Source organism: Streptomyces sp. NPDC088923 (assembly GCF_044749745.1).
GTDB lineage: Bacteria > Actinomycetota > Actinomycetes > Streptomycetales > Streptomycetaceae > Streptomyces.
In genome coordinates this window covers 1262544-1288436 of the sequence record NZ_JBIVIO010000001.1, presented here as the reverse complement: position 1 = coordinate 1288436, position 25893 = coordinate 1262544, and the positions used below count along the sequence as shown (strand labels likewise).

Annotated in this window: 27 protein-coding genes; 12 read left to right on the top strand and 15 right to left on the bottom strand. The window is 72.3% G+C overall.

Annotation, left to right across the window (positions count from 1 at the left end):
* Positions 1–432 precede the first annotated feature (432 nt).
* The 5 genes from ACIP4O_RS06120 to ychF form a co-directional block, all read right to left on the bottom strand.
* Positions 433–1275 (bottom strand): Scr1 family TA system antitoxin-like transcriptional regulator, encoded by an 843-nt coding sequence (locus ACIP4O_RS06120; protein ID WP_401572041.1) that lies wholly within the window; start codon positions 1273–1275, stop codon positions 433–435.
* Positions 1265–1789 (bottom strand): DUF6879 family protein, encoded by a 525-nt coding sequence (locus ACIP4O_RS06115; protein WP_401572038.1) that lies wholly within the window; start codon positions 1787–1789, stop codon positions 1265–1267. The genes ACIP4O_RS06120 and ACIP4O_RS06115 overlap by 11 nt, the downstream gene beginning before the upstream one ends.
* Complete coding sequence (locus ACIP4O_RS06110; protein WP_283299715.1) at positions 1773–1979, bottom strand: hypothetical protein; 207 nt, start codon at positions 1977–1979, stop codon at positions 1773–1775. Before ACIP4O_RS06110 ends, ACIP4O_RS06115 begins: the two co-directional genes overlap by 17 nt.
* 142 nt (positions 1980–2121) lie before the next feature.
* On the bottom strand, positions 2122–2559 hold the full coding sequence (locus ACIP4O_RS06105; RefSeq protein WP_401573852.1) for a hypothetical protein: 438 nt from the start codon (positions 2557–2559) through the stop codon (positions 2122–2124).
* A gap of 334 nt (positions 2560–2893) precedes the next feature.
* Positions 2894–3982 carry a redox-regulated ATPase YchF gene (gene ychF, locus ACIP4O_RS06100; RefSeq protein WP_401572035.1) on the bottom strand — a complete coding sequence of 363 codons (1089 nt, stop codon included), beginning with the start codon at positions 3980–3982 and terminating at the stop codon, positions 2894–2896.
* 160 nt (positions 3983–4142) lie between these two features.
* On the opposite strand from ychF, the gene ACIP4O_RS06095 reads away from it, so the two are divergent.
* Positions 4143–4736, top strand: coding sequence for a DUF6542 domain-containing protein (locus ACIP4O_RS06095; RefSeq protein WP_401572033.1), 594 nt, complete (start codon positions 4143–4145; stop codon positions 4734–4736).
* Between the two features lie 22 nt (positions 4737–4758).
* On the opposite strand, the gene ppgK is transcribed toward ACIP4O_RS06095, so the two are convergent.
* Both ppgK and ACIP4O_RS06085 read right to left on the bottom strand, forming a co-directional pair.
* Positions 4759–5505 carry a polyphosphate--glucose phosphotransferase gene (gene ppgK / locus ACIP4O_RS06090; protein ID WP_361320648.1) on the bottom strand — a complete coding sequence of 249 codons (747 nt, stop codon included), beginning with the start codon at positions 5503–5505 and terminating at the stop codon, positions 4759–4761.
* A gap of 73 nt (positions 5506–5578) precedes the next feature.
* The gene (locus tag ACIP4O_RS06085) at positions 5579–6631 is read right to left on the bottom strand and encodes a 4-hydroxy-3-methylbut-2-enyl diphosphate reductase (RefSeq protein ID WP_401572029.1); all 1053 of its coding nucleotides are present in this window, start codon (positions 6629–6631) and stop codon (positions 5579–5581) included.
* 150 nt (positions 6632–6781) lie between these two features.
* On the opposite strand from ACIP4O_RS06085, the gene ACIP4O_RS06080 reads away from it, so the two are divergent.
* From ACIP4O_RS06080 to ACIP4O_RS06060, 5 genes are all read left to right on the top strand, one after another.
* Positions 6782–8191, top strand: a complete 1410-nt coding sequence (locus ACIP4O_RS06080) for an APC family permease (protein WP_401572026.1) — start codon at positions 6782–6784, stop codon at positions 8189–8191.
* A gap of 128 nt (positions 8192–8319) precedes the next feature.
* Positions 8320–9549, top strand: coding sequence for an exodeoxyribonuclease VII large subunit (xseA, locus tag ACIP4O_RS06075; RefSeq protein ID WP_401572024.1), 1230 nt, complete (start codon positions 8320–8322; stop codon positions 9547–9549).
* A complete protein-coding gene (locus ACIP4O_RS06070) occupies positions 9546–9806 on the top strand; it encodes an exodeoxyribonuclease VII small subunit (protein WP_401572021.1) in 261 nt (86 codons plus the stop codon). Before xseA ends, ACIP4O_RS06070 begins: the two co-directional genes overlap by 4 nt.
* A gap of 62 nt (positions 9807–9868) precedes the next feature.
* Complete coding sequence (locus ACIP4O_RS06065; protein ID WP_401572019.1) at positions 9869–10333, top strand: GNAT family N-acetyltransferase; 465 nt, start codon at positions 9869–9871, stop codon at positions 10331–10333.
* A gap of 127 nt (positions 10334–10460) precedes the next feature.
* Positions 10461–11054: a malonic semialdehyde reductase gene (locus ACIP4O_RS06060; RefSeq protein WP_401572016.1), complete on the top strand. Its 594-nt coding sequence runs from the start codon at positions 10461–10463 to the stop codon at positions 11052–11054.
* Between the two features lie 221 nt (positions 11055–11275).
* Here the strand turns inward: ACIP4O_RS06060 and ACIP4O_RS06055 are convergent, their stop codons facing one another.
* Entirely contained in the window at positions 11276–11842 is a 567-nt protein-coding gene (locus tag ACIP4O_RS06055) for a DUF4245 domain-containing protein (protein ID WP_401572014.1), read from the bottom strand.
* Positions 11843–12152: 310 nt separating this feature from the next.
* On the opposite strand from ACIP4O_RS06055, the gene glpX reads away from it, so the two are divergent.
* Positions 12153–13196, top strand: a complete 1044-nt coding sequence (gene glpX / locus ACIP4O_RS06050) for a class II fructose-bisphosphatase (protein ID WP_361320634.1) — start codon at positions 12153–12155, stop codon at positions 13194–13196.
* A gap of 73 nt (positions 13197–13269) precedes the next feature.
* Here glpX and ACIP4O_RS06045 read toward each other — a convergent pair whose 3' ends face one another.
* From ACIP4O_RS06045 to ACIP4O_RS06015, 7 genes are all read right to left on the bottom strand, one after another.
* Positions 13270–14580, bottom strand: a complete 1311-nt coding sequence (locus ACIP4O_RS06045; protein WP_401572011.1) for an MFS transporter — start codon at positions 14578–14580, stop codon at positions 13270–13272.
* Complete coding sequence (locus ACIP4O_RS06040; RefSeq protein ID WP_401572009.1) at positions 14577–15170, bottom strand: helix-turn-helix domain-containing protein; 594 nt, start codon at positions 15168–15170, stop codon at positions 14577–14579. Before ACIP4O_RS06040 ends, ACIP4O_RS06045 begins: the two co-directional genes overlap by 4 nt.
* Before the next feature lie 82 nt (positions 15171–15252).
* Entirely contained in the window at positions 15253–15519 is a 267-nt protein-coding gene (locus ACIP4O_RS06035; protein WP_401572006.1) for a DUF6510 family protein, read from the bottom strand.
* Between the two features lie 30 nt (positions 15520–15549).
* A complete protein-coding gene (locus ACIP4O_RS06030; RefSeq protein ID WP_401572004.1) occupies positions 15550–16299 on the bottom strand; it encodes an FAD-binding oxidoreductase in 750 nt (249 codons plus the stop codon).
* 1 nt (position 16300) lies between these two features.
* Positions 16301–16909 (bottom strand): molybdopterin-dependent oxidoreductase, encoded by a 609-nt coding sequence (locus ACIP4O_RS06025; RefSeq protein WP_401572002.1) that lies wholly within the window; start codon positions 16907–16909, stop codon positions 16301–16303.
* An 87-nt stretch (positions 16910–16996) separates the two neighbouring features.
* Positions 16997–17389: a WhiB family transcriptional regulator gene (locus ACIP4O_RS06020; protein WP_361320622.1), complete on the bottom strand. Its 393-nt coding sequence runs from the start codon at positions 17387–17389 to the stop codon at positions 16997–16999.
* Between the two features lie 417 nt (positions 17390–17806).
* A complete protein-coding gene (locus tag ACIP4O_RS06015) occupies positions 17807–18493 on the bottom strand; it encodes a DUF1707 domain-containing protein (protein WP_361320620.1) in 687 nt (228 codons plus the stop codon).
* A 430-nt stretch (positions 18494–18923) separates the two neighbouring features.
* Here ACIP4O_RS06015 and ACIP4O_RS06010 point away from each other — a divergent pair, with 430 nt between their 5' ends.
* From ACIP4O_RS06010 to ACIP4O_RS05990, 5 genes are all read left to right on the top strand, one after another.
* A complete protein-coding gene (locus ACIP4O_RS06010; protein ID WP_401571998.1) occupies positions 18924–20597 on the top strand; it encodes a fumarate hydratase in 1674 nt (557 codons plus the stop codon).
* Between the two features lie 108 nt (positions 20598–20705).
* Positions 20706–22133 carry a class II fumarate hydratase gene (locus ACIP4O_RS06005; protein ID WP_401571995.1) on the top strand — a complete coding sequence of 476 codons (1428 nt, stop codon included), beginning with the start codon at positions 20706–20708 and terminating at the stop codon, positions 22131–22133.
* 57 nt (positions 22134–22190) lie between these two features.
* Complete coding sequence (locus tag ACIP4O_RS06000) at positions 22191–22865, top strand: DUF402 domain-containing protein (protein ID WP_401571992.1); 675 nt, start codon at positions 22191–22193, stop codon at positions 22863–22865.
* Positions 22866–23073: 208 nt separating this feature from the next.
* Positions 23074–23745 (top strand): class I SAM-dependent methyltransferase, encoded by a 672-nt coding sequence (locus ACIP4O_RS05995; RefSeq protein ID WP_401571989.1) that lies wholly within the window; start codon positions 23074–23076, stop codon positions 23743–23745.
* 38 nt (positions 23746–23783) lie between these two features.
* Positions 23784–25808: a SpoIIE family protein phosphatase gene (locus ACIP4O_RS05990; protein ID WP_401571986.1), complete on the top strand. Its 2025-nt coding sequence runs from the start codon at positions 23784–23786 to the stop codon at positions 25806–25808.
* Positions 25809–25893: the final 85 nt, after the last annotated feature.

Genomic DNA, 25893 nt, shown 5'->3' with positions numbered 1-25893 from the left:
GGCTCATGCACTCCACGTCCACGGCGGCACCGGCCGCCGACGGCTGCGCCGACCACCCGCACTCGTAGGCCAGGCATTCCGCCTCGAACGTCACGTCCGTGCCCGGGTGCTGAGTAATCCGGTGCTCTACGTAGCGCAGGACAGAGCGGCTCACGGCCTCCTCCGACCACGTGTCCGGTGCGGGTGGTTGCGGATCTCCACGTCCGCGTCCGTCGCTGCCGACAGGTCGCCCCTGTCCCGGGCCGCCTGGCGCTGCGAGACCAACGCCGCGCACACCCCGCAGCCGGGTGCAGGGTCAGGCGGAGTCCGAGGCAGAGACAAATACACCGGGCCGCTCATCGTCGTTCTCGGATTACTCACGCTTGCCGCCTCCCCGACCGAATGTCCCGAGCGAGCAACCAGTTTCATCGGCCGAGTCGGAGGGGCCCAGGTTTATTGGCGTTGTCGGGTAAAGATCACGGCCCAGTCGTTCAGGAGTGACCGGCAGTCGTCACCCCACACGGCGTATCCCTCGTATCGCTCGAAATCCTCCCGGTACACGTCCACGTCCCGGTGGTCCCGGAGCATCAGGGCCCCTGTTCCTGTCTCCACGGTGGCCAGGCGGCGGTCATAAACAGTGAACGTGTTGAGGGGGCGCTCTGGAATGTGTCCACCCAAGGGGATCACGCCCAACCGCACATTCGGGATACGTGACACGGACACAAGTCGGTCCATCTGCATGGCCATTTCCAGAGGCGGAAGCAGCGGCCACCTGACAGCCTGTTCCGTCAGCAGGAACGTGAACCGCTTCTCTGGATTGACCAGGACGCTTTGCCGTTCCAACTTCTTCGCAATGGTCTTGGACTGGTCTCCAGGAACGTCAGCGATGCTCGCACGCACGTACTCAGGCGTGGCGAGCAGGCCGGTAATCATGGAGAGCAGGAAGTAGCGGAACTCCGTGGAGATCGCCTCAAGCCTGGCCAGTTCGTTCTGCTTCTTGTCCAGGCCCCTGCGGCGTGAGCTCCAGTGGTCCTGCCACTCCGTGTTCGCGGAGCGGGCGAGAGCAAGGATCTCAGCCGCCAATGGCCCTTCCGCTCCGAGGGCATCAAGGATCAGCTCTACGTCGACTATGGCGGGGGTGAGCTTCCCGCTCTCGATATTACTGATCTTTGTCTGGCTCATGTTGCAGCGCTTCGCGAGCCGGACTTGAGTCCAGCTGGCCCGCTTGCGCTCGTTCTTCAGGACCGCCGCTAGGTCTGACCTGGATTGACCTAGGGCTTCTGGCTCAAAGGTCAAGGCCCTTCACGTACTCCTCAAAGGGAACCGACTCGGCTACAGCGATCCTCTGGTATTCGACGAACGGCGCCGTATCGCCGTCGTACACTTCGCGGCTGATCTGCCTACCGTCCGGGTGGTAGTTCATAAGAACCACTTCAGAGTGGTCGAACATCCAGAAGTCGTGGGCGCCCTCAAGGGGATTGAGCCTGTCCGTCACATCGAGGATGCGGATCTGCTCACCGGCCAAGGCATGGGCCTTGTAGTAGTGGTGGAACTCGAACCGCAGGTATTCAGAGAGAGGGCGGGTCACGACGTGAACGCGGCCCTGCGTGCGCCCCTCTGCCGCCTGTCGGCGTAGCCGATCCGTGTACTCGTTCGCCACGGTCTCCGGGTCGATACGGGCCCCGGAACGGAACGCCGCGAACTCCTCATCCTCCTGCGGCATGAGGTACTGCGGCAACGTCTCAAGACGCCACGCCTCTTGCGTGAAGCGCTCGAACCGCGCCGCCCACGCCTCACCAGCCAAGAGCACGGAAAGCCTCCCTCAACGTCTCCTCCGGGATCTCCACGAGCCCTTCCCCTTCGGGAGCGGTGAACGCATTGGACACGTCGCCCTGGACGACGAAGGAGCCGGACGCGGTCCGGTAGACGTTCGGGCAGTCGTCCTTGCCGCACTCGCCGTTCCCGTTGCCGGTCAGCCGGGTCAGTTCCTCACGAGCCATGGTGAAACCCCCAGTCCCGCGCCCCCTCGTGGGACGGCATCACGACCGTACGGAGGGGGCGCCCTCGCCGTCCATGCGGTCACGCGAATATTCGCGTTGTCGCATAAAGAGGGGCCGTTCCCGAGGCCCGAGGCAACAGCGGTCAGGGCACGAACCGCTCCGCCAACAGCACAACACGATCGCTCTCGACCTCGAATCCAAGTACGGGATGGCTGCCGTCGCCGCCCTCGGCATCCATCAGCACCGGCTTCCCCAACCGCCGTCCGATAGCCGTGAGGAACTCACAGAACAGGTCGAGCCGCTCCTGCCCCTGGAGTTCCCGCAGGTCGACATCAAAGTCGATCTCGTCTGCCGAGTAGAAGCGGAATATCACCAGCACCTCGGGAGCCAGCCAGACCCTCAGCTGCGGACATTCCTCATCAGCCTGGCGGGACAGAACTGCCTCCGCCCGAGGCACGGGAAGCACCGACTCTCCTTCGGAGTACTGGCGCTTCCATCCGCTCACATCAACAAGGTCGAGGACAGCCTGCCAGTCCTCGACCGAGGCCCCAGGAACGAGCACGTCCGGCAGCGCACCCATCAGCTCAGGGTCGAAGAACCCTCTGACGTCATCCCACAGCAGGTCAGCAGCCACTCCCCCATCCTGCCCGGCGCCCCTTCCCCATGCGTACCGGGTTTCCCGTGCCCCTCCCCAGGTGCGCCCCTCGTTCTGTCCGGCCTCACACGGCACCCCGGAAACCCCAGCTCAAAGCACGTACAGACTCACCCCGAGAGTCAGCACCAAGTCAGCACAGGGCCAGGAAACAGGCTGATCCAGCCGGAGAAAACAGGAAGGGGCCAGACCCGAAGGTCTGGCCCCTGACCTGGGGTTTTGCTGCCTGACCAGCACCTCGGCCGATCACGGCGTCAGCCCGTCACACGTTGAACCGGAACTCCACCACATCCCCGTCCCGCATCACATAGTCCTTGCCCTCCATGCGGGCCTTGCCCGCCGCGCGGGCGTCGGATACGGAGCCGGTGGTGACGAGGTCGTCGAAGGAGATGATCTCGGCCTTGATGAAGCCGCGTTCGAAGTCGGTGTGGATGACTCCGGCCGCCTGGGGGGCCGTCGCGCCCTTGTCGATGGTCCAGGCGCGGGTTTCCTTGGGGCCTGCGGTCAGGTAGGTCTGGAGGCCGAGCGTCTCGAAGCCGACGCGGGCCAGGGTCGCGAGGCCCGGTTCGTCCTGGCCGACGGACTGGAGGAGTTCGAGGGCCTCCTCGTCGTCGAGTTCGGCGAGGTCCGCCTCCAGCTTCGCGTTGAGGAAGATCGCCTCGGCCGGGGCGACGAGCGCGCGCTGCTCGGCCTTGAAGGTGTCGTCCGTCAGCTCGTCCTCGTCCACGTTGAAGACGTAGAGGAAGGGCTTGGTCGTCAGCAGGTGCAGGTCGTGGAGGGGGGCGGCCTTCTCCGTGCCCTGCGCGATGCCCTTGGAGAAGAGCGTGTCGCCCGCCTCCAGGATCGCCTTCGCCTCCTCGACCGCCGCGAGCTTGGGGGCCACGTCCTTCTTGATCCTGGCCTCCTTCGCGAGGCGCGGGAGGACCTTCTCGACCGTCTGGAGGTCGGCGAGGATCAGCTCGGTGTTGATCGTCTCGATGTCGTCCTTCGGGGAGACCTTGCCGTCGACGTGCACGACGTTGTCGTCCTTGAAGGCGCGGATCACCTGGCAGATCGCGTCGGTCTCGCGGATGTTCGCGAGGAACTTGTTGCCCAGGCCCTCGCCCTCGCTCGCGCCGCGCACGATGCCCGCGATGTCCACGAAGTCCACCGTCGCGGGAAGGACACGGGCCGAGCCGAAGAGCTCGGCGAGCTTCGGCAGCCGGGGGTCCGGCACGCCCACGACGCCCACGTTCGGCTCGATCGTCGCGAAGGGGTAGTTCGCGGCCAGCACGTCGTTCTTCGTGAGGGCGTTGAAGAGGGTGGACTTGCCGACATTGGGCAGGCCGACGATACCGATGCTTGTGCTCATGGCTCTCTAACTAAGTCCGCTCGCGAATCCGAAGGTGGCCCTTCACGGTACAGGGAGGCGGTACGGGGCCGACCCGGCACCGTACGGCAGCAGGGGCGCCGTGGGCAAAAGCGCGTGTCCCGGACCGGAGGGCACGGGGCCCGGCGCCTACGTTGGTGCGGTGGAGCAACCCAGTACGCGCCGGCCGCCCGACAGGCCGTCCCCCCGTCCCCCCGCCGCCCGTCCCGCCCGCCGCCCGCTGCCGCCGCAGGGCGCGCAGGGGCGCGAGGCCCGTCCCCGTCCGCCGGGCCGTCCCCGTCCGCCGGGCCGTCCCCGTACCGCCTCGGGTGCGACCCGTACCCCTTCCCGAATCCCCGGGCCCCGGCTCACCGGGCTCGGCACCGGGCTCTTCGCCGCCGCGGCGATGCTGCTCGCCTCCGGCATCGCGCTCGCCGCCGGGTCCTCGGTGCTCGTGTACGGGCTGCTCTTCCTGCCCGTGAGCCTGCTCACCGCGCTGTGGGTGCGGCCCGCGGACCTCTTCGCGGCTCCCGTCGCCGTGCCGATCGCCTTCGCCGTGGGCCTCACGCCGCTCGCCGAGAGCGACGGCGGGCTCGCGGGGCACGCGGTGGGGGTGGTCACGGCGCTCGCGGTGCACGCGGGGTGGCTGTACGCGGGGACGGCGCTGGCGGTGGCGCTGGTGATGGCGCGCAAGGTGCGGATGGTACGGAGGCGGGCCGCGGCCTCCGCACGGGGAAAGGGCCGGCCGCCGGGGTGAGGGACGGCCGGCCCCGGCCGGCTCAGCCGCGCTCCGCCGCCCTCATCGCCGCCCCCACGATCCCCGCGTTGTTCTGGAGCTGGGCCGGGACCAGGTCGGCGCGGATTCCCTCGATGTGGGGCAGGAACTTCTCCGACTTGCGGCTCACTCCGCCGCCGATGACGAGGAGTTCTGGCGAGAAGAGCATCTCGACGTGGGCGAGGTACTTCTCGACCCGCTTCGCCCAGTGCGCGTAGCTCATGTCGTGGTCCTCCTTGACCTTCGACGAGGCCCGCTTCTCCGCGTCGTGCCCGTCCAGCTCCAGGTGCCCGAGCTCGGTGTTCGCCACGAGCACCCCGTTCGTGAAGAGCCCGGAGCCGATGCCGGTGCCGAAGGTCAGGACGATCACGGTGCCGGTGCGGCCCTTGCCCGCGCCGAAGCGCATCTCGGCGAGGCCCGCCGCGTCCGCGTCGTTGAGCGCGGTGACGGGGCAGCCGGAGCCGAGACGGTCACCGAGGAGGCCCTCGATGTGCGTACCGACCCAGCTCTTGTCCACGTTCGCGGCGGTACGTACCGTGCCGTCCGTGATCACCCCGGGGAAGGTGACCCCGACCGGGCCCTGCCAGCCGAAGTGGTCCACGACCTCCTTCACCTTCTCCGCGACGCCCTCGGGGGTCGCCGGGTGGGGGGTGAGGACCTTGTGGCGCGGCTGCGCCAGGTCGCCGAGGTCCAGGTCCACGGGCGCGCCCTTGATGCCGGAGCCGCCGATGTCCACGCCGAAGATCTGCATGGGGACCACCGTACGACGGACCCCCCGCGCCTGACCCGCGTTACGCGGCGGCCGGGGGCTCCTCGACGCGGCGTCAGCCCGCCGTACGCGCGCCGGCCGCGAGCGCTGCCGCCTCCGCGCGCAGGTCGCGGCGCAGTTCCTTCGGCAGCGAGAAGGTGATCGACTCCTCCGCCGCCTTGACGATCTCGACGTCCTCGTAGCCGCGCGTCGCGAGGTCCGCGAGGACGCCGTCGACGAGGACCTCGGGGACCGAGGCGCCGGAGGTCACGCCGACCGTCTCGACGCCGTCGAACCAGGACGGGTCGATCTCGGCGGCCTCGTCCACGAGGTGCGCGTCGCGCGCGCCCGCGCCCTTGGCGACCTCGACGAGGCGGACCGAGTTCGAGGAGTTCTTCGAGCCGACGACGATGACGAGGTCGGCGTCGGCGCCCATCTGCTTGACGGCCGTCTGGCGGTTCTGCGTGGCGTAGCAGATGTCGTCGCTGGGCGGCGAGACGAGGCCGGGGAACTTGGTCTTGAGCGCGTCCACCGTCTCCATCGTCTCGTCGACGGAGAGGGTCGTCTGCGAGAGCCACACGACCTTCTTCTCGTCGCGGACCTCGACGTTCGCGACGTCCTCGGGGCCGTCGACGAGGGTGATGTGGTCGGGGGCCTCGCCGGAGGTGCCGATGACCTCCTCGTGGCCCTCGTGGCCGATGAGGAGGATGTCGTAGTCCTCGTTCGCGTACCGCACGGCCTCGCGGTGCACCTTGGTGACGAGCGGGCAGGTCGCGTCGATCGTCGCGAGCCTGCGCGCGGCGGCCTCCTCGTGCACGGTCGGCGCGACGCCGTGCGCGGAGAACATGACGATGGAGCCCTCGGGGACCTCTTCGGTCTGCTCGACGAAGATCGCGCCCTTCTTCTCCAGGGTCTTCACGACGTACTTGTTGTGGACGATCTCGTGGCGGACGTAGACCGGGGCGCCGTACTGCTCCAGGGCCTTCTCCACGGCGATCACGGCACGGTCCACGCCGGCGCAGTAGCCGCGCGGCGCGGCGAGCAGCACGCGTTTGCCTGCGCGCGGCGCCGCCTGCGTTCCGGGGGTCCGGTCGGGCGTCGGGCTGGGCGTAGCAGTCATGCCGCCCATCGTACGGCCGTGTCGGGCGGGACCCGGGGGCGCACCTCGCCCAGACTGGCGGGTACACGAACGGAGCGGTGCGCTCGCGCGGACGCGGCGGTGCGCTCCGTGGCGGCACGCAGGTGACGAGGACGGCCGGGCGAGGCAGGAGGAGCACGGGTGAGCGACGAGCGCGCGAGGCACGAGGGACCCGAGCCGGGCGAGGGGGCGAGTCCCGCCGTCGATCCGGGGGCGCCGCCGCCGGTGCCCGGTTCGGGGCGGCTCCACCGGGAGCTGGGCTTCCGCGATCTCGTCGTGTACGGGCTCCTCTTCATCGCCCCCATGGCCCCGGTCGGCATCTTCGGCACGCTCGACGCGAAGTCGCACGGCGCGGTCGCGCTCGTCTACGTCGTCGCGACGATCGCGATGGCCTTCACGGCGTACAGCTACTCGCTCATGGTGCGGGTCGTGCCGCACGCGGGCTCCGTCTTCGCCTACGCGCGGGCGGGGCTCGGGCGGCAGGCGGGGTTCGTCGCCGGGTGGATGGTGATGCTCGACTACCTCCTGATCCCGGCCGTGGCGTACCTCTTCTCGGGCATCGCGATGAACTCGCTCGTGCCGGACGTCTCGCGCTGGGTGTGGACGGCGGCGGCGGTCGTCATCACGACCGCCCTCAATCTGTGGGGGGTGCGGGCCGCCGCGCGGGTCGGCTTCGCGGTGCTCGCGATGGAGATCGTGGTGCTGCTCGTCTTCTGCGTCTCGGCGGTCGTGATCCTCGTACGGGACGGGGCGGCGCGGGACTGGTGGTCGCCGTTCACCGGGGACACGAGCACGTTCGCGGTCTCGGCGGTCGTCGGGGCTGTGTCGGTCGCGGTGCTCTCCTACCTCGGCTTCGACGCGATCGCCACGTTCGCCGAGGAGACGACGGGCGGCTCGGCGAAGGTGGCGCGGGCGCTGCTGTTCTGCCTCGCGCTCGCGGGCGTGCTCTTCATCCTCCAGACGTACCTGGTGGCGCTCCTCGAACCGGTCTCGTCCGCGCACCTGGCCTCGCACCCGGAGGCCCAGGGCTCGGCCTTCTACGACGCGGTGGACACGTCGGTGGGGGGCTGGCTGCACGACCTCGTCGCGGTGAGCAAGGCGATCGGGGCGGCGTTCGCGGCGCTCGCGGGGCAGGCGGCGGCGGGGCGGCTGCTCTTCGCGATGGGCCGCGACCGGCGGCTGCCGCGCCTTCTGGCCCGTACGTGGGAGGGCGTCCCGCGCGTGGCGCTGCTCGTCTCGGCGGTCATCACGTGTGCGGCGGCCCTGTGGGCGGCGAACCGCGACACGGGGCTGGACGACCTCAGCTCGGTCGTGAACGTGGGGGCGCTGAGCGCGTTCACGCTGCTGCACGCGAGCGTGGTCGGCTGGTTCGCCGTCCAGCGGGGCAGCGGAAGGCCGAGTTGGTGGCGGCACGTGCTGATTCCGGTGGTGGGGGCGGCGATCACGGTGGCGGTGATCGTGGAGGCGACGCACTCGGCGCAGGTGGTGGGGGCGATTTGGCTGGCCGCCGGGTTGGTGGTGCTGGTGACGCAGTGGCGGGTGGTGCGGTAGACGGCCATTGCGCCGGGGCGGCCCCCTCGGGGCTCCGCCCCGGACCCCGCTCCTCAAGCGCCGGAGGGGCTGGATCTGGGCGCACTGGACTTTGTGGCCCTGTCAGCGGTGGCCGTTACGCTCGGGGCATGCCTGTGACCACCACCCCTGAAGCCGCCCTCCCCGTGCGGGAGGTGTCGCGGCTCATCGGGGACTGGGTTTCGCGGCTCGGGGAGGTGTGGGTCGAGGGGCAGCTCACGCAGATCTCGCGGCGGCCTGGGGCCCGCGTCGTCTTCCTCACCTTCCGCGACTCCTCGCACGACGTCTCGATCTCGCTGACGTGCTTCCGGCCCGTCTTCGACGCGGTCGCCGACGTCGTCACGGAGGGCTCGCGGATCGTCGTACGGGCGAAGCCGGAGTGGTACCAGGGACGCGGCTCGCTCTCGCTGCGCGCCTCCGAGATCCGCCCGGTCGGCATCGGTGAGCTGCTCGTCAAGCTGGAGCGGCTCAAGAAGGAGCTGACCGCCGAGGGTCTCTTCGCGGCGGACCGCAAGCGCCCGCTGCCGTTCCTGCCGCGCCGCATCGGCCTCGTCACGGGGCGCGCCTCGGCGGCCGAGCGGGACGTCATCAAGAACGCCGAGGCGCGCTGGCCCGCCGTCCGTTTCGAGACCCGCGAGGTGGCCGTCCAGGGCGTCCACGCGGTCTCCCAGGTCGTCGGCGCCGTCAGGGAACTCGACGCGCACCCGGACGTGGACGTGATCATCGTCGCGCGCGGCGGTGGCAGCGTGGAGGACCTGCTGCCCTTCTCGGACGCCGAGCTGATCCGTACGATCGCGGCCTGCCGCACCCCGGTCGTCTCGGCCATCGGCCACGAGCCGGACACGCCGCTCCTCGACCTCGTCGCCGACCTGCGCGCCTCGACCCCGACCGACGCGGCCAAGCGCGTCGTCCCGGACGTCGGCGAGGAACTGGAGCGGGTGCGCCAGACCCGCGACCGGGCGCGGCACGCGATCCGCGCGCTCGTGGACCGTGAGGCGCACGGCCTGGAGCAGGCGCTCGCCCACTCGGCGCTGCGCGATCCGTACCGGCTCGTGGCCGGGCGGGACGAGGAGATCGGCGCCGAGATCGACCGGGCCCGCCGCACGGTCGGCCATCTGCTCGACCGCGCCGACTCCGACCTGGTCCACACGCTCGCACGCGTCGTCGCCCTCTCCCCCGCCGCGACCCTGCGGCGCGGGTACGCGGTGCTCCAGCGCGCGGACGGCGCCGTGGTCCGCGTCCCCGAGGAGGTCGCGGCGGGCGAGGAGTTGCGGGCCCGGGTCGCGGAGGGCGAGTTCACGGTACGGCGCACGGAGCGCCGGGAGGACGACGAAGGGTGAAGGACATGGGAGCGACGAAGGCCGCCGAGAGCCCCGCGCTCGGTTACGAGGAGGCGCGGGCCGAGCTGGTCGACGTCGTACGCCGGCTCGAATCCGGCGGCGCGACGCTGGAGGAGTCGCTCGCGCTGTGGGAGCGCGGCGAGGAACTGGCCGGCATCTGCCGTACGTGGCTGGAGGGCGCGAGGGCCCGGCTCGACGCGGCACTCGCGGAGCGCGAGGGCGAGGCGGAGGGGGCCGGGGCGGGCGAGGAGGACTGAGGGGGCGGGAGCGGGCCGCGGGGGTGCGGCGGCCCGCGTGTGCCGACTGCGAGAATCCGCCGGTGACCCCCGCGCCCCCGCGTCCCGCGACGCCCTCCGACATACCCGCCTTCCTCGCGCTCGCCGCCGAGGTCGAGCACTGGTTCGGCCCGATGGTCGCCGAACCCGGGTTCCACGCGGCGCTGCGCTCCCACGTCGCCGCGGGGGCCGCACTGCTCGTGGAGGACGGCGACGGGCCGCTCGGCGGCATCCTGCTCGGGCCCGGTGGCGAGGGCGGGCCGCACCACGTGCACTGGCTCGTCGTGGCCGCCCGCGCGCGGGGCGCGGGGGTGGGCCGGGAACTCATGGCGGAGGCGTTGCGGCGGCTCGGGCCCGGGAGGGTCGAGGTCGTGACCTTCGGCGCGGACCACCCGGGGGCCGGGGAGAGCGGCGCGCGCGCCTTCTACCTGCGGCTCGGCTTCGTACCGGCCGAAGAGGCGGAAGCCGGGCCCGAGGGCGGCTCGCGGCAGGTCTTCCGCAAGGAGTGAGCGCGACCGCGCTGTTAGGCGGATCACGTCGCTCCCCTTTTTGTTGAAACTTCAACGTCGGGCGACGTAGCGTGGGTTCCGTTCAGGCCCCCACCAGGGCTCCTTCCCCTTCACGAGGTACCACCGCATGTCGCTCGTTCTCGACGCAGCCACCCAGGACCTCCTCTTCCGCGAGGCCCGCACGGCGAACACCTTCACCGATGAGCCGGTGACCGACGAGCAGATCCAGGCCGTCTACGACCTGATCAAGTTCGGCCCCACCGCGTTCAACCAGTCGCCGCTGCGCATCACCCTGGTCCGCTCCCCCGAGGCCCGCGAGCGCCTCGTGCCGCTCATGGCCGAGGGCAACCAGGCGAAGACCGCCACGGCGCCGCTCGTCGCGATCCTGTCGACCGACAACGAGTTCCACGCGGAGCTGCCCAAGCTCGTCCCGCACGCCCCCGGCATCGCCGACGCCTACTTCTCGGCCCGCGTCGTCCGCGAGCAGGTCGCCCCGATCAACGCGACCCTCCAGGCCGGTTACTTCATCATCGGCATCCGCGCCGCCGGGCTCGCCGCGGGTCCCATGACCGGCTTCGACTTCCCCGGCGTCCAGAAGGAGTTCCTGGACGAGGACCACACCCCGCTGATGATCATCAACATCGGCAAGCAGGGCGACGACGCCGCGCCCTTCCCGCGCCTGCCGCGCCTGGCCTTCGACGAGGTCGTCACCACCGTCTGAGCGGGGCGCCCGGCAGCGGGCACGTAGACAGCGAGCCCCGGGAACAACGGCGTTCCCGGGGCTCTGTGCCGCGTCCTGCGCCGCGGTGGGGGCGCCTCGCGCGCAGGGGGGCGGCTCGCACCGCAGGGGGGCGGCGCGCACCGCAGGGGGGCGGCGCGCACCGCAGGGGCTTCGCACCGCGGGGAGCGTACGGAGCGGTACGCGGCCCGCACCGGCGCGGCTCAGGCGTTCCGCGGGCTCGGGTCCGCCGACGCGGAAGGCACGGCGGCGTCCGCGGTGCGCAGGGCCGCGGCGAAGGCCTTGAGCTGCGCCAGGCCCGCCGAGCCGGTCACGACGGTCGTGGACCTGCCCTCGCGCAGCACGAGCGCGTCGTAGCGGTCGCCCTTGTACGGCTGCCAGTCGCGGCCGTTGACGCGCGTCGCGGCGCCCGACTTCCTGGCCTGCCGCGTCACGTTCTCGATGAACTCGGCCGGGTCCTTCGTGGACTGCTCGACCGCCACGTACTTCTCGTGCGGGTCGAGGTACCCGAGGTGCCAGGCGTCGCCGTCCTGGGCGCGGTACCTGACCGAGGTCGCCTTCCACGTCTTCGGCAGGCCCTCGGGGGCCGCCACCGGATACGCCGCCGCGCGCTGCGCGGTCGCCAGCTCGACGCGGTAGTCGACCCGCTCGACCGGGTCCTTGGAATCGTCGTGCGGGACGAAGATCCAGATGCCGGCCGCGATCGCGACGATCACGCCGAGCGACAGGATCATGTCCCGCACCGTCTGCTTGCCCCTCTTGCCTGCCACGCGCCCATCGTCCCAGACCCGCGCCGCTCCTCGTGCGCGGCCCCGGCACTAAGGCCTCGCACGGACCTCGAAACGAACCTCGGCGCGGACCTCGCACCGACCTCGGCACCGACCTCGGCATCCACCTCCGCCCCGACCTCGCGCACACCTCGCCCGGCCCGCCATCCGCTCATCCGTGGGGCCCACTGCTCATTTTGTCGTACTGGCGGATAAAATCGATAACAACCCTCGATTCCGGTCCCGGGCCGTCGCCCCGTCCCCTCGGGCGTTCGCGCGGGGCCGCCGCTCGCATCAGGAAGGTGCAGCCCCGATGAGTTCTGAGCACCCCGAACACCACCTGCCAGGCCCCCTCGACGTGTCCCCGGAGGCCCCGGACCGCAACCTCGCCCTCGAACTCGTCCGGGTCACCGAGGCCGCCGCGATGGCCGCGGGGCGCTGGGTCGGGCGCGGCGAGAAGAACGGGGCGGACGGTGCCGCCGTGCGGGCGATGCGTTCGCTCGTCTCGACCGTCTCCATGAGCGGTGTCGTCGTGATCGGCGAGGGCGAGAAGGACGAGGCGCCGATGCTCTTCAACGGGGAGCGCATCGGCGACGGGACCGGACCCGAGTGCGATATCGCGGTCGACCCGATCGACGGCACGACCCTCTGCGCGAAGGGCATGCCGAACGCGATCGCGGTGCTCGCCGCCGCCGACCGGGGCACGATGTTCGACCCGTCCGCCGTCTTCTACATGGACAAGCTCGTGACGGGCCCCGAGGCAGCCGACTTCGTCGACATCAACGCGCCCGTCGAGGTGAACATCCGCCGGGTCGCCAAGGCGAAGCACTCGACGCCCGAGGACGTCACCGTCGTCGTGCTCGACCGGCCCCGGCACGAGGGCATCGTCCGCGAGATCCGCGAGACGGGGGCCCGTATCAAGTTCATCTCGGACGGCGACGTGGCCGGTTCGGTCATGGCGGTGCGCGAGGGCACGGGCGTCGATCTGCTGATGGGGATCGGCGGCACGCCCGAGGGCATCATCAGCGCCTGCGCGATCAAGTGCCTCGGCGGCGTGATCCAGGGCAAGCTGTGGCCGAAGGACGAGGCCGAGCGGCAGCGCGCGGTCGACGCGGGCCACGACCTCGACCGCGTCCTGTCCACGGACGACCTGGTCTCCGGCGAGAACGTCTTCTTCGTCGCGACCGGCATCACGGACGGCGAACTCCTGCGCGGCGTCCGCTACCGCGCCGAGACGGCGACGACGCAGTCCCTCGTGATGCGCTCGAAGTCGGGCACGATCCGCCAGATCGACTCGACGCACCGGCTCTCGAAGCTGCGCGCCTACGCGAGCGTGGACTTCGACCGGGCCAACTGACGCCGGGGCGCCCGGAGGCGACGGGGGTACGGGATGCAGGTCACCCGTGCCCCCGCCGGCGGTGCGGAAGGCGCTACGACGCCGCCGCCGGGGCGGGTCCGTCCGCGGTCCGTTCGCGGCCCAGGGGGAGGTCCCGGGTGCGGCCGATCGGCGAGAAGCGGAGGATCAGCGCGGCGAGCGGGACGCCCGCGCTGGTGAGCGCGAGCGCCGCGCGCGGGCCGAGGACGCTGCCGAGGGTGCCGCCGAGCAGGGCGCCGAGCGGGATCGTCCCGTACGCGAGGAAGGCCGCGCTCGCCGCGAGCCGGCCGCGCAGCTCCGGGGGGCAGTAGCGCTGCCGGAAGCCGGAGGCGATGACGTTGCCCGCGACGACGCCCGCCGTGACGCTGAAGCCGCCCGCCACGAAGAGCGCGAGCCCGGCCCCGCCGAAGGCGAGCGGCATGAGCAACGCCGGTATGGCGAAGCCCAGTTCGAAGAGCAGGAGGGCGCGGGCCGTACCGAACCTGTCGACCGCCCCGCGGGCCAGGAAGGCCCCGGCCACGCCGCCCACGCTCGTGGCGGCGACGAGGACCCCGACGCCGCCCGGACCCACGCCGACCCCCCTGACCAGGAAGACGACCTGGATCGACTGGTAGCCCATGAGGGCGAGGTTGGACGCGGCTCCGAAGAGCGTGAGCGGGCGCAGCCAGGGATCGCGGGCCACCAGGCGCAGCCCGTCGGCGACCTCGCCCACGAGCGAGGTCGTGCGGGCGGCCTTCGCCGTGCCGCGCGGCTCGCGGTGCCGGATGCGTCCCAGGCACAGCAGCGAGACCAGGAAGGTCGCGGCGTTGACGTACATCGCGTTGACGGCGCCCGCGAGGTCGGCGATCAGGCCGCCGGTGCCGAGGCCCGCGATCTGCGCGGCGGAGGCGCTGCCCTGGAGCTTGGCGTTGCCCTCGGCCCGTTCCTCGGGGGCGAGGAGGGTGGGGAGGTAGGCGGTGTAGGCGGTCTGGAAGAAGACGGCGGCCGTACCCGTGAGGAGCGCCACGGCGAGCAGGAGCGGAACGCTCAGCCTGCCCGTCGACGCGGCGAGCGGGAGCGCGGCGAAGAGGACGAGTGAGACCGCCGCGGCCGCGAGCATGACCGGGCGGCGCGGCAGCCGGTCCACCCAGGCGCCGGCGGGCAATCCGATGAGCAGCCAGGGGGCCCAGGAAGCGGCGGTGAGCAGCCCCACGGTGAAGGGCCCCGCGTTCAGGGTCGCGACGGCGATGAGCGGCATCGACACACTCGTGACGGAGGCGCCGAACTTCCCCGTCGTCTCGCCGCACCACAGCCGCCTGAAGTCGCCGTGCGTGCGCAGGAGTCCGCCCCGGCCGCTCGCGTGCGGGGGTCCGCCCCGGCGGCTCATCGCCCGTCCCTGGGCGCGCGCGGGAAGGACTGGAGCTGTACGACGACGGGCAGCGCGTCCGGGCCGGGCTCCGCGTCGGGCGCGGGGCTGTGGCGCGCGATGACCTCGATCAGTTCCGCGTTCAGCGCGCGGAGTTGGTCGGGGGTCAGCCGCATGCCGGACCAGTCGGAGAGCGTGCCCGCTCCGCGCCAGGTGTCGTCCCAGTCCTCGGCCACGTACGTGGCCACGCGCTGGAAGTACTGCCGTACGAGTTCGTGCAGGTAGACCGAGAGCGCGCCCCGGCTCTCCGGGTCCTCGCGGAAGTCGGCCGTGCGCAGGTCGTTCTTGGCCTCGGTGCGCCGCCACCAGCGCTCGCGCTTCGTGCCGCGGCCGGTCTCCTCCTCGATGAAGCCGTGCTCGGCGAGCTGGCGCAGGTGCCAGCTCACCGTGCCGGTGTTCTCGCCGAGGCGGGCCGCGAGGACGGTGGCGGTCGCGGGGCCGTCGAGGCTGAGCGCTTCGAGCAGGCTCATGCGCAGCGGGTGCGCGATACCGCGCAGGCTGCGGGCGTCGATGCGGCGGGCGGGACGGGGACTGCCGGAAGGCTCTGTCATGAGGGGAGCATAGGTTACAGAGACTTCTCTGCACAGGGTTCTGTGCAGAGAAGTCTCTGCAACTTCCCGTGCGCCGCTCGCCTCACCCCGTCCGGAAGCGGAAGGCGCCGTCCGGGCCGCCGAGGGAGAGCCAGGTGAAGGGGCCCTCGGCCATGACACGGAGGGCGATCGCCTCGCAGCCGGGGCAGCGGGCGGTGAGGCCCGGCTCGGGGCCGTAGACGTGCAGCCCCGCGAGCGGCCCGCGCAGGCCGCAGTCCGGGCAGTGGCGCCAGGCGGTCGTGGGGTCGACCGCGAGGATCGGGGCGAGGGGGCCGGCGAGGGCGTTGCCGTCGAGGTATGCGCTGGTCATGGGGGTCAACTCCTGGCGTGTGTCGGCGCGTCAGCCGAAGCGTTCGGTGCGGATGCGCTCCGCGGGGTGGCCCGCGAGGAGGAGCAGGTCGGCCGCGTACTCGACGAAGCCGGTCGGGCCGCAGACGAAGACGTCGGGGACGCCGGGTGCGAAGGGGCCGCCGGCCTCGGGGAGATCGGCGCTCGCGATCCGGCCCGGCGGGCGCGGGTCGCCGGGCGGCGCGGTCCTGGTGTGCAGGAGCCGTACGGACACGGGCGGGGCCACGGCGGCCAGTTCGGCCCCGTACCAGACCTGCGCCGGATCGCGTACGGAGTAGACGAGGCGGGCGGGGACGCGGGCCCCCGAGGTGCGGTGGCCGCGGAGCATCGCCATCAGCGGGATCACGCCGGAGCCGCCCGCGAGGAGCAGGAGGGGGGCCGTGGCGCGCTCCGGGCGCCACACGAACCAGCCGCCGAGCGGTCCCCGTACCTCCACGTCGGCGCCGACGGGGAGTTCCTCGGCGAGGTAGGGCGAGACCTCGCCGGCATCCACCGGCTGGACGCCGACCTCCAGGTGCTCGCCCTTGCCGGGCGCGGCGAGCGAGTAGCTGCGGGCGGCCTGGTAGCCGTCGTCGGCGGTGAGGCGGATGTCGATGTGCTGGCCGGGCAGATGACCCGGCCAGCCGGAGGCGCGGAGCACGAGGGTGCGCGCGGTGCCGGTCTCCGGGGTGCGGGCGAGCAGGGTCGCGCGGGCCCAGTGCTGGTACGGGGCGCCGCCGCGGCGGGCGGCGGGGGCGGCCATGTCAGTCGCTCCAGGTGCGCTCTTCGCGCCAGGGGTCGCCGTGGTTGTGGTAGCCCGCGTTCTCCCAGAAGCCGGGCTCGTCCTCGACCGTGAGGCGGATGCCCTTGAGCCACTTCGCGGACTTCCAGAAGTACAGGCGCGGTACGAGCAGCCGCAGCGGGCCGCCGTGCTCCGGTGAGACGGGGAACCCGTCGTACTCGTGGACGATCCAGGCGCGCCCGCCGGTGACCTCGGCGAGCGGGATGTTCGTCGTGTAGCCGCCGTGGGACTCGGCGACGACGTACCGGGCGCGCGGCCCGGCGCCGCCCGCGGCTTCGAGGAGGGTGTCGAGGGCGACACCCTTCCACCGCGTGTCGAATTTGGACCACCGGGTCACGCAGTGGATGTCGGTGGTGACCTCCTCCTGCGGGAGTGCGAGGAGACCGCCCCAGTCCCAGGTGTGCCGCTCGCCCGTCTCGGAGGTGAGTGTGAGGGTGTACGCCTCGGTGCGCAGGCGCGGGGTGGGCCCGGCGGAGAGGACGGGGAACATCTCCGTCGGGTACTGGCCCGGGGGCAGCCGGTCGGTGAGCCGCCGGGGCTTTCCGTGGAAGCCGGGGGTGAGTGCGTTCACCCTTCCAGGCTCGTACGGGTGGCGGGGGGCGCAACTCGGGGCGGCACCGATCGGTCCGGGCTCCGCGTCGGCGTGGCGGCCCCCGCGTCAGCGGGCCCTGGCGACCGCACGGCGTCGGCGGCGGGCCAGGAGGACACGTCGCTCCGCCGCCGTGAGGCCGCCCCACACCCCGTACGGCTCCGGCTGGACCAGCGCGTGCTCGCGGCACTCGACCCGTACCGGACAACCGGCGCACACGCGCTTGGCGGCGTCCTCGCGGGAGAGGCGCGCGGCCGTGGGCTCCTTGGAGGGGGCGAAGAAGAGGCCCGCCTCGTCGCGGCGGCAGACGGCCTCGGCGTGCCAGGGGGTGTCCTTGTCGCGGGACGGGGCGCTCGCGGTGGGGCGGGGTGGGGTGCTCGTGTCGCGCCGGCGCTCCGGCTCGGGGGACCGCTGCTGGGGGATGGCGCTGATCGGGAGGGACTGACGCGGCGAGTACAGCACGGTCTACTCCTGACGACGGCTAACGGCTACGCGAGCGACGTGTGACGAGCGATGGAGCAAGCTCTACCCGCTGTGCGCGCGCCTATGCACTGCGTGGGGATGCGGCGTCGGGAGGGGCGGGGTGGGGCGGCGTGCGAGGCGGGGTGCGGGGCCGCCGGCTGGGGGGTACCCCCGAAGTGGGTGAGTGCTCACTCACCCGCAGGGCATGACTCTCCGTGCCGGGGTTGCCTGTGGATAACCGCCAATTTCCGCGTCGAAACAGAAATCGTCTCACCCGTTCAGGTGGCGACCATGGCGAGTTTCGCGAGGTTTTCCACAGATTCGGACCGAGAGGGCGGAAATGGGGACTGAGGGGCGCGGAGGTGCGAAAGACTTGTTACGGGGAGCCCCCCTGGGAGGGCGGGGGCTGCCCGCTGCTCACCCGAGCCGCCTCCGCAAGTGCCGCGACAGCTCCCGGATCAGCCGCCCCCGCTTCGGCGCCGCCTCCACGCTGCCCAGGATCGCGAGGCCCTCGACGTCGACGGACGGGGCCTCGGGGTCGGTCGCCTGAAGGCCCTCGACCTCGAACTGGCCGAGGACTCCGCTTCCGCCGCCGTGCAGCGTCACGTTCTCCGGGACGCGGATCTCGACGCTGCCGAAGAGCGAGAAGGCGCGGATCGTGACACGGCGGTGCTCGAAGATCGCCTCGCTGAGGTCGATCTCGACGCTCCCGAAGATCGCGTACGCGCGGATGAGGGCCGCAGGGCGCCAGTGGCCCCGGCGCACGGCCTGCGAGAAGACCGCGTACAGGTCCTCCTGGGGACCGGCCTGCGGCGCGGGCGCGGCGGGTGCGGTGCTGGCGGTCGCGCCCGGTGTCGTGCCGGCGCGCGGGAGGTCGGCGACGAGGGGTTCGAGGTCCGCGTGCGTACGGGCGGTGAAGACCGCCTCGACGCGCTCCGCGTGCTCCTCGGCGGTCAGGCGGCCCTCGGCGAGCGCCTCGCGCAGGATCGCCGCGTAGTGGTCGCGGTCGGCGTCCGAGGCGCGCAGGGCGGGGCTGCCGCCCGCGCCGTCCGGCGCGGTCGTCGTGGGGCGCTGGGCGGTCTGGGGGCGCTTGTCGAGGTCCACCGACGCAGCGTACCGAAACGCGATAGATCGCGATACCCCTCGCGACAGACGCTTTCCTCCGCGCGAGGCGCCAACTGCCGGGCGCTACAGGTGGGACGGCAACCGCCGAGCGACGACCAACCCGACAGCGACAGACCGAGCAGCCACCACCGAGCGACGACCAACCCGGCAGCAACCACCAAGCGACAACAGACCCGGCGACGACCAACCCAGCAGCCACCACCGAGCGACGACCACCCCGGCGACCACAGACCCCGCGACGACAGCCCCCCGCCCCCCCACCCCCCACTGAGCCCTACCTCACCACCACCCCGCACCCCCGGGGTTCTAACCTGAATGGCGCCGCCCAGGAGCCAGGAAGCCGGGTCGCGGGCGGCCCGGGGCGACCCACACCGTCCGCCCCGCGTCACCCACACGAGGAAGCGTCACGATGCCGGAGTTCGCGTACACCGATCTGCTGCCCACCGGAGAGGACACCACGCCGTACCGGCTGGTGACCTCGGAGGGGGTCTCCACCTTCGAGGCGGACGGGCGGACCTTCCTCAAGGTCGATCCGGAGGCGCTGCGCACGCTCGCCGCCGAGGCGGTCCACGACATCCAGCACTACCTGCGCCCCGCCCACCTCGCCCAGCTGCGCCGCATCATCGACGACCCCGAGGCCAGCTCGAACGACAAGTTCGTCGCCCTCGACCTGCTCAAGAACGCGAACATCGCCGCCGCGGGCGTCCTGCCCATGTGCCAGGACACCGGCACCGCGATCGTCATGGGCAAGCGCGGTCAGCAGGTGCTCACCTCGGGCGAGGACGAGAAGGCGCTCGCGCACGGCATCTACGACGCGTACACGAAGCTCAACCTGCGCTACTCGCAGATGGCCCCGCTGACCATGTGGGAGGAGAAGAACACCGGCTCCAACCTCCCCGCGCAGATCGAGCTGTACGCGACCGACGGCGGCGCCTACAAGTTCCTCTTCATGGCCAAGGGCGGCGGCAGCGCCAACAAGTCCTTCCTCTACCAGGAGACGAAGGCCGTCCTCAACGAGTCCTCCATGATGAAGTTCCTGGAGCAGAAGATCCGTTCGCTCGGCACGGCCGCCTGCCCGCCGTACCACCTCGCGATCGTCGTCGGCGGCACGAGCGCCGAGTTCGCGCTCAAGACCGCGAAGTACGCCTCCGCGCACTACCTCGACGAGCTGCCCGAGGAGGGCTCCCCGCTCGGGCACGGCTTCCGGGACAAGGAGCTGGAGGAGAAGGTCTTCGAGCTGACGCAGAGGATCGGCATCGGCGCGCAGTTCGGCGGCAAGTACTTCTGCCACGACGTACGGGTCGTGCGCCTGCCCCGGCACGGCGCCTCCTGCCCCGTCGCCATCGCCGTCTCCTGCTCCGCCGACCGCCAGGCCGTCGCGAAGATCACCGCCGAGGGCGTCTTCCTGGAGCAGCTGGAGACCGACCCGGCCCGCTTCCTGCCGGAGACGACGGATGAGCACCTCTCCGAGGACGGCGCGGACGAGGTCGTCCGCATCGACCTCAACCAGCCCATGGACGACATCCTCGCCGAGCTGACCAAGTACCCCGTCAAGACCCGCCTCTCGCTGACCGGCCCGCTCGTCGTCGCGCGCGACATCGCGCACGCCAAGCTCAAGGAGCGGCTCGACGCGGGCGAGGGCCTGCCGCAGTACCTCAAGGACCACCCGGTCTACTACGCGGGCCCCGCCAAGACCCCAGAGGGCTACGCCTCCGGTTCCTTCGGCCCGACGACCGCCGGACGCATGGACTCCTACGTCGAGCAGTTCCAGGCCGCGGGCGGCTCCAAGGTCATGCTCGCCAAGGGCAACCGCTCGCGGCAGGTCACCGACGCCTGCGCCACGCACGGCGGCTTCTACCTCGGCTCCATCGGCGGCCCGGCCGCGCGCCTGGCGCAGGACTGCATCAAGAAGGTCGAGGTCGTCGAGTACGAGGAGCTGGGCATGGAGGCCGTCTGGCGCATCGAGGTCGAGGACTTCCCCGCCTTCGTCGTCGTGGACGACAAGGGCAACGACTTCTTCACCGAGCCCGCCCCGGCCCCGACGTTCACCAGCATCCCGGTCCGGGGCCCCGGCCTCGGCTGAGCCCTCGCGGGGCGGGGGCGGAATATCCGCCCCCGCCCCGCCGCTGCCTCCATAGAGTCCCCGTGCGACACCCCCGCGCGGGTCCCCGATGGAGAGGAGCGCCGTTCCATGTCCGAGAGGTCCGAGAGGTCCGCGACCCCCGAGGCCGCCGCGCCCGAGTTCCGTACCGAGCACGACTCCATGGGCGAGGTGCGGGTGCCCGCGCACGCGAAGTACCGCGCTCAGACCCAGCGCGCGGTCGAGAACTTCCCGATCTCGGGCCAGCACCTGGAGCGCGCGCACATCCGCGCTCTCGCCCAGATCAAGGCGGCGGCGGCCAAGGTCAACGCCGAACTCGGGGTGCTCGACGCGGAGCGCGCGCGGGCCATCCGGGCGGCCGCCGAGGAGGTCGCCGAGGGCCGCTGGGACGAGCACTTCCCCGTCGACGTCTTCCAGACCGGCTCGGGGACCTCTTCGAACATGAACACGAACGAGGTCCTCGCCACGCTCGCCACGGAGCGCCTCGGCGCCGACGTGCACCCGAACGACCACGTCAACGCCTCGCAGTCGTCCAACGACGTCTTCCCCTCCTCCATCCACATCGCCGCGACCTCCGCCGTCACGCACGACCTGATCCCCGCGCTCGACCACCTCGCCGCCGCGCTCGCGCGCAAGGGCGAGGAGTTCGCGGACGTCGTGAAGTCGGGCCGCACCCACCTCATGGACGCCACGCCCGTCACGCTCGGCCAGGAGTTCGGCGGCTACGCGGCGCAGGTGCGGTACGGGATCGAGCGGCTGCGCGCCTCGCTGCCCCGGCTCGCCGAGCTGCCGCTGGGTGGCACGGCGGTCGGTACGGGGATCAACACGCCGCCGGGCTTCTCGGCCGCCGTCATCGCCGAGGTCGCCCGCGTCACCGGGCTGCCGCTCACCGAGGCCCGCGACCACTTCGAGGCGCAGGGCGCGCGCGACGGGCTCGTGGAGACGTCCGGGCAGCTCCGTACGATCGCGGGCTCGCTCACGAAGATCGCCAACGACCTGCGCTGGATGTCCTCCGGGCCGCGTACGGGTCTCGCGGAGATCAACCTGCCCGACCTCCAGCCCGGTTCCTCGATCATGCCGGGCAAGGTCAACCCCGTGCTGCCCGAGGCGGTGCTCCAGGTCGCCGTGCAGGTCGTCGGCAACGACGCGACCGTGGGCGCGGCGGGGGCGGCGGGGAACTTCGAGCTGAACGTGATGCTGCCCGTCCTCGCGAAGAACGTGCTGGAGTCGGTGCGGCTGCTCGCCAACGTCTCGCGGCTCCTGGCGGACCGCACGATCGACGGCATCACGGCGAACGCGGAGCGGGCGCGCGAGTACGCGGAGTCCTCGCCGTCCGTCGTGACGCCGCTCAACAAGTACATCGGCTACGAGGAGGCGGCGAAGGTCGCGAAGAAGTCGCTCGCCGAGCGGAAGACGATCCGGGAGGTCGTGATCGAGTCCGGGTACGTGGAGCGCGGGGCCCTGACGGTGGAGCAGCTGGACGAGGCGCTGGACGTCCTGCGGATGACCAGGCCGTGATCAGCGGGCGCTGAAGCGGGCGGCGGGGACGACCGGAGCCGGGCGTAAAATCCGCGCATGCCCCACGAAACCGCCGCCCCCCGCTGGTCCCCCGGCACCCCCATCCTCTGGCGCTACCGCGCCAACGGGACCCGTGGCGACGAAGGCGTGCACATCTGCCGCCCCATGACGGTCGTGGAGGACACCGGGGACCGGCTCGTGGCCTGGCTCGCGCCGGGTACGGAGTGCGTCCGGCCGGTCTTCGCGGACGGGACCCCGGTGCACGCCGAGCCCCTCGCGAGCCGGTACACGCGCCCCCGTACCACCGGGCGTGAGCCCTGGTGGGGAAACGGGGTCCTCAAGCTCGCCCGTGCCGGTGAACCGTGGTCGGTGTGGCTGTGGTGGGACGAGGACTGGACCTTCAGGAACTGGTACGTGAATCTGGAGCAGCCGCTGCGCAGGCACCCGGCGGGCGTGGACTCCGTGGACCATTTCCTCGACATCGACGTCCAGCGGGACCGCTCCTGGTCCTGGCGGGACGAGGACGAGTTCGCGCAGGCGTGCGCGGACGGGCTGATGAGCGCCCAGACGGCGGCGGGGGTACGCGAGGCGGGGCGCGCGGCGCTTGCCCTCATCCAGTCCTGGGGCGCCCCGTTCAGCGAGCCGTGGGCCCAGTGGCGGCCCGAGCCCTCCTGGCCCGTACCGCCGCTCCCCGCCGACTGGGACCGGCTGCCCGCCGAGCTGACGGCATGAGAGCACCGGGCGGGGGCGCGGGAGCGCCGTGCCAGGGCGCGGGGCCGCCGTGCCCTGGTGCGGGGCGGTCGAGCCGGGTGCATGAGACTCTTGCCGCCCCCCGGAGGGGCAAACGTAGGATCTAGCTCCGCGAGACGGCCCGCTGTGGGGCGCAACCGCCGTGACGCGCACGGAGGTTGACGGAGAGTCAACGAGGGGCGGACAGTACGTGAGCGTGGGGTACGAGGGATACGGGGCCGGTGCGCCGGACCGCGCGGGGCAGGCGGCGGCGTTCGACGCCATCGGACAGCGCTACGACGAGGCCTTCCCGCACAAGGAGGGCCAGCTCGCGGCCGGTGAGTGGCTCGCGAAGGAGCTGCCGGCCGGGGCCCGGGTCCTGGACGTGGGCAGCGGTACGGGGCTGCCGACCGCGAAGAGCCTCGTCGAGGCCGGGTTCGACGTCACCGGGGTCGATCTCTCGCCCGGGATGGTGGAACTGGCCACGACGCACGTCCCCGGGGCGCGGTTCCTGCGGCGCGACGTGGCCTCGCTGCGCGCCGAGGGCCCGGACGGGCTCGGCCGCTTCGACGGCATCACGTGCTTCTTCACCCTGCTCATGCTGCCGCGCCCGGAGATCCCGCACGCCCTGCGCTCCCTGCACTCCCTGCTCGTCCCCGGCGGGCTGCTCGCCCTCTCGATGGTCGAGGCCGACCTCGACGACGCGGCGATTCCGTTCCTGGGGCACGAGATCCGGGTATCGGGCTACCTCCGCGAGGAGTTGCGCCGTACCGTGCGGGATGCCGGGTTCGAGATCGTTGGCGAGGACGCGTACTCGTACGCCCCCGCCAGCACCGACACCCCTCCCGAGTTCCAGCTCTTCCTGAACTGCCGGCGCGTCTGAGCGCGGGCCGCTCAGCCGGACGGACGGATTCGACACGCGTGACCGAGCAACCCACCCCCCACCCGCAGGCGCCGGGCGGCCTGCTGCACGCCGCGCACGGCGCGGCGGGGCAGCCCCTGCCCGCGCCGCAGGTCCCCGCCGCGCACGCGGCGCCGCCCGGCCAGGAGCGCGAGCGCGCCGAGGGCGGTGGCCACGCCCGGGACGCCGGGGGCGGCGACGCGCCCGACGCCGCCGAGCCCGTCCGGCCGCGCGCCGACACCGCGCCCGCGCCCGCCGGGGGCACCTCGGCGCCGCGCGCCTTCAACGAGGAGGCCCCCGCGCACCCGAGCGAACAGGAGCGCGAGCGCGCCGAGGGCGAGCGACTGCGTTTCGTCGGCGCGGCGACGCGCCGGATCGCGCGCGGCATCGACCTCGACGAGATCGTCATGGGCCTGTGCCGGGCGAGCGTGCCGGTCTTCGCCGACGCGATCCTCGTCTACCTCCGCGATCCGCTCCCGGTCGGCGACGAACGCCCCACCGGTCCCCTGGTGCTGCGGCTGCGCCGCACCGACCGCATCCCCGACCCGGGGATGCTCACCGGGCAGTACACGCTCTCGGGAGCGCTCCTGCCCGCGACGCCGCTCCCGGACGGCTCGGTGCGCGGGGCGCAGACGTGCGAGGTCGAGCCGGACGGCGCGCTCGCCGAGGTGCTGCGCGGGGTCCGGCCGCTCTTCGGCGGCTCGGAGGCGGCGCGGGCCGCGCTCCCCGAACTGCTCGGCGCCGACGCCGTACCGCCGCTCGACGGGGTGGACGGGCGGCGGGCGATCCTCGCCCCGCTGCGCGGGCGCCGCCGGGTGATCGGCGCGGCCGTCTTCCTGCGCGCCCCCGAGCGGGTGCCCTTCGCGCCCGACGACCTCCTCGTCGCGGCGCAGCTCGCGACTCACTCCGCGCTCGGCGTCGACAAGGCGGTGCTCTACGGGCGCGAGGCGTACATCGCGGACGAGTTGCAGCGCATGATGCTCCCCGAGACGCTGCCCAACGCGACCGGGGTGCGGCTCGCGAGCCGGTACCTTCCGGCGGCCGAGACGGCGCGCGTCGGCGGCGACTGGTACGACGCGATCCCGCTGCCGGGCTCGCGCGTCGCGCTCGTCGTGGGCGACGTCATGGGCCACTCGATGACCTCGGCGGCGATCATGGGCCAGTTGCGGACCACCGCGCAGACCCTCGCCGGGCTCGACCTGCCGCCGACCGAGGTCCTGCACCACCTCGACGAGCAGGCGCAGCGGCTCGGCAGCGACCGCATGGCGACGTGCGTGTACGTCGTCTACGACCCCGTCTCGCACCGCATCACGGTCGCCAACGCGGGCCACCCGCCGCCCCTCCTGCTCCACATGGACGGGCGCGCCGAGGTGCTCAGCGTGCCGCCGGGGGCGCCGATCGGGGTGGGCGGGGTGGACTTCGAGGCCGTCGAGCTGGACGCGCCCTCGGGGGCGACGCTGCTGCTCTACACGGACGGGCTCGTGGAATCGCGGCTGCGGGACGTGTGGACGGGGATCGAGCAGCTCACCGAGAAGCTCGCCGAGACCGCGCGGCTCACGGGCGCCGACCACGCGCCGCCGCTGGAGGCGCTGTGCGACTCGGTGCTCGACGTGCTCGGTCCGAGCGACCGCGACGACGACATCGCGCTGCTCGCCGCGCGCTTCCAGGGAATCGCGCCGGAGGACGTCGCCTTCTGGTTCCTCGACGCGGAGCCGCGCGCCGTCTCCCGCGCCCGGCGCCTCGCGCGGGAGGCGCTGGAGCGGTGGGGCCTGGAGCGGCACATCGACACCGTGCAGTTGCTGGTGAGCGAGGTCGTGACGAACGCGATCCGGTACGCCACGCGCCCCGTCACGCTGCGGCTGCTGCGCACCGACGTGCTCCGGGTGGAGGTCGGCGACGACGTGCCGCAGCTGCCCCGGGTGCGGAACGCGCGGACGACGGACGAGGGCGGGCGCGGGCTGTTCCTGGTGAAGCGGCTCGCGCGCAGGTGGGACGCGACACGGCTCGGGAACGGGAAGGTCGTGTGGTTCGAGCTGGACGCGTAGGGGCGCGTGCGCAGGAGGCGTGCGCAGAGGCGCCCGCGTAGGGGGGCGCGCCTTCGTACGCGCATCGCCGCCGCGCACGTACGCC

Coding starts and splice junctions, on each gene's coding strand:
- ACIP4O_RS06085 (WP_401572029.1), bottom strand. CDS start 6,631: ATGGGCGGCATGACTGCTACGCCCAGCCCGACGCCCGACCGGACCCCC.
- ACIP4O_RS06005 (WP_401571995.1), top strand. CDS start 20,706: ATGTCCGAGAGGTCCGAGAGGTCCGCGACCCCCGAGGCCGCCGCGCCC.
- glpX (WP_361320634.1), top strand. CDS start 12,153: ATGAGTTCTGAGCACCCCGAACACCACCTGCCAGGCCCCCTCGACGTG.
- ACIP4O_RS06000 (WP_401571992.1), top strand. CDS start 22,191: ATGCCCCACGAAACCGCCGCCCCCCGCTGGTCCCCCGGCACCCCCATC.
- xseA (WP_401572024.1), top strand. CDS start 8,320: ATGCCTGTGACCACCACCCCTGAAGCCGCCCTCCCCGTGCGGGAGGTG.
- ACIP4O_RS06040 (WP_401572009.1), bottom strand. CDS start 15,170: ATGACAGAGCCTTCCGGCAGTCCCCGTCCCGCCCGCCGCATCGACGCC.
- ACIP4O_RS06110 (WP_283299715.1), bottom strand. CDS start 1,979: ATGGCTCGTGAGGAACTGACCCGGCTGACCGGCAACGGGAACGGCGAG.
- ACIP4O_RS06060 (WP_401572016.1), top strand. CDS start 10,461: ATGTCGCTCGTTCTCGACGCAGCCACCCAGGACCTCCTCTTCCGCGAG.
- ychF (WP_401572035.1), bottom strand. CDS start 3,982: ATGAGCACAAGCATCGGTATCGTCGGCCTGCCCAATGTCGGCAAGTCC.
- ACIP4O_RS06035 (WP_401572006.1), bottom strand. CDS start 15,519: ATGACCAGCGCATACCTCGACGGCAACGCCCTCGCCGGCCCCCTCGCC.
- ppgK (WP_361320648.1), bottom strand. CDS start 5,505: ATGCAGATCTTCGGCGTGGACATCGGCGGCTCCGGCATCAAGGGCGCG.
- ACIP4O_RS06030 (WP_401572004.1), bottom strand. CDS start 16,299: ATGGCCGCCCCCGCCGCCCGCCGCGGCGGCGCCCCGTACCAGCACTGG.
- ACIP4O_RS06045 (WP_401572011.1), bottom strand. CDS start 14,580: ATGAGCCGCCGGGGCGGACCCCCGCACGCGAGCGGCCGGGGCGGACTC.
- ACIP4O_RS06010 (WP_401571998.1), top strand. CDS start 18,924: ATGCCGGAGTTCGCGTACACCGATCTGCTGCCCACCGGAGAGGACACC.
- ACIP4O_RS06105 (WP_401573852.1), bottom strand. CDS start 2,559: ATGGGTGCGCTGCCGGACGTGCTCGTTCCTGGGGCCTCGGTCGAGGAC.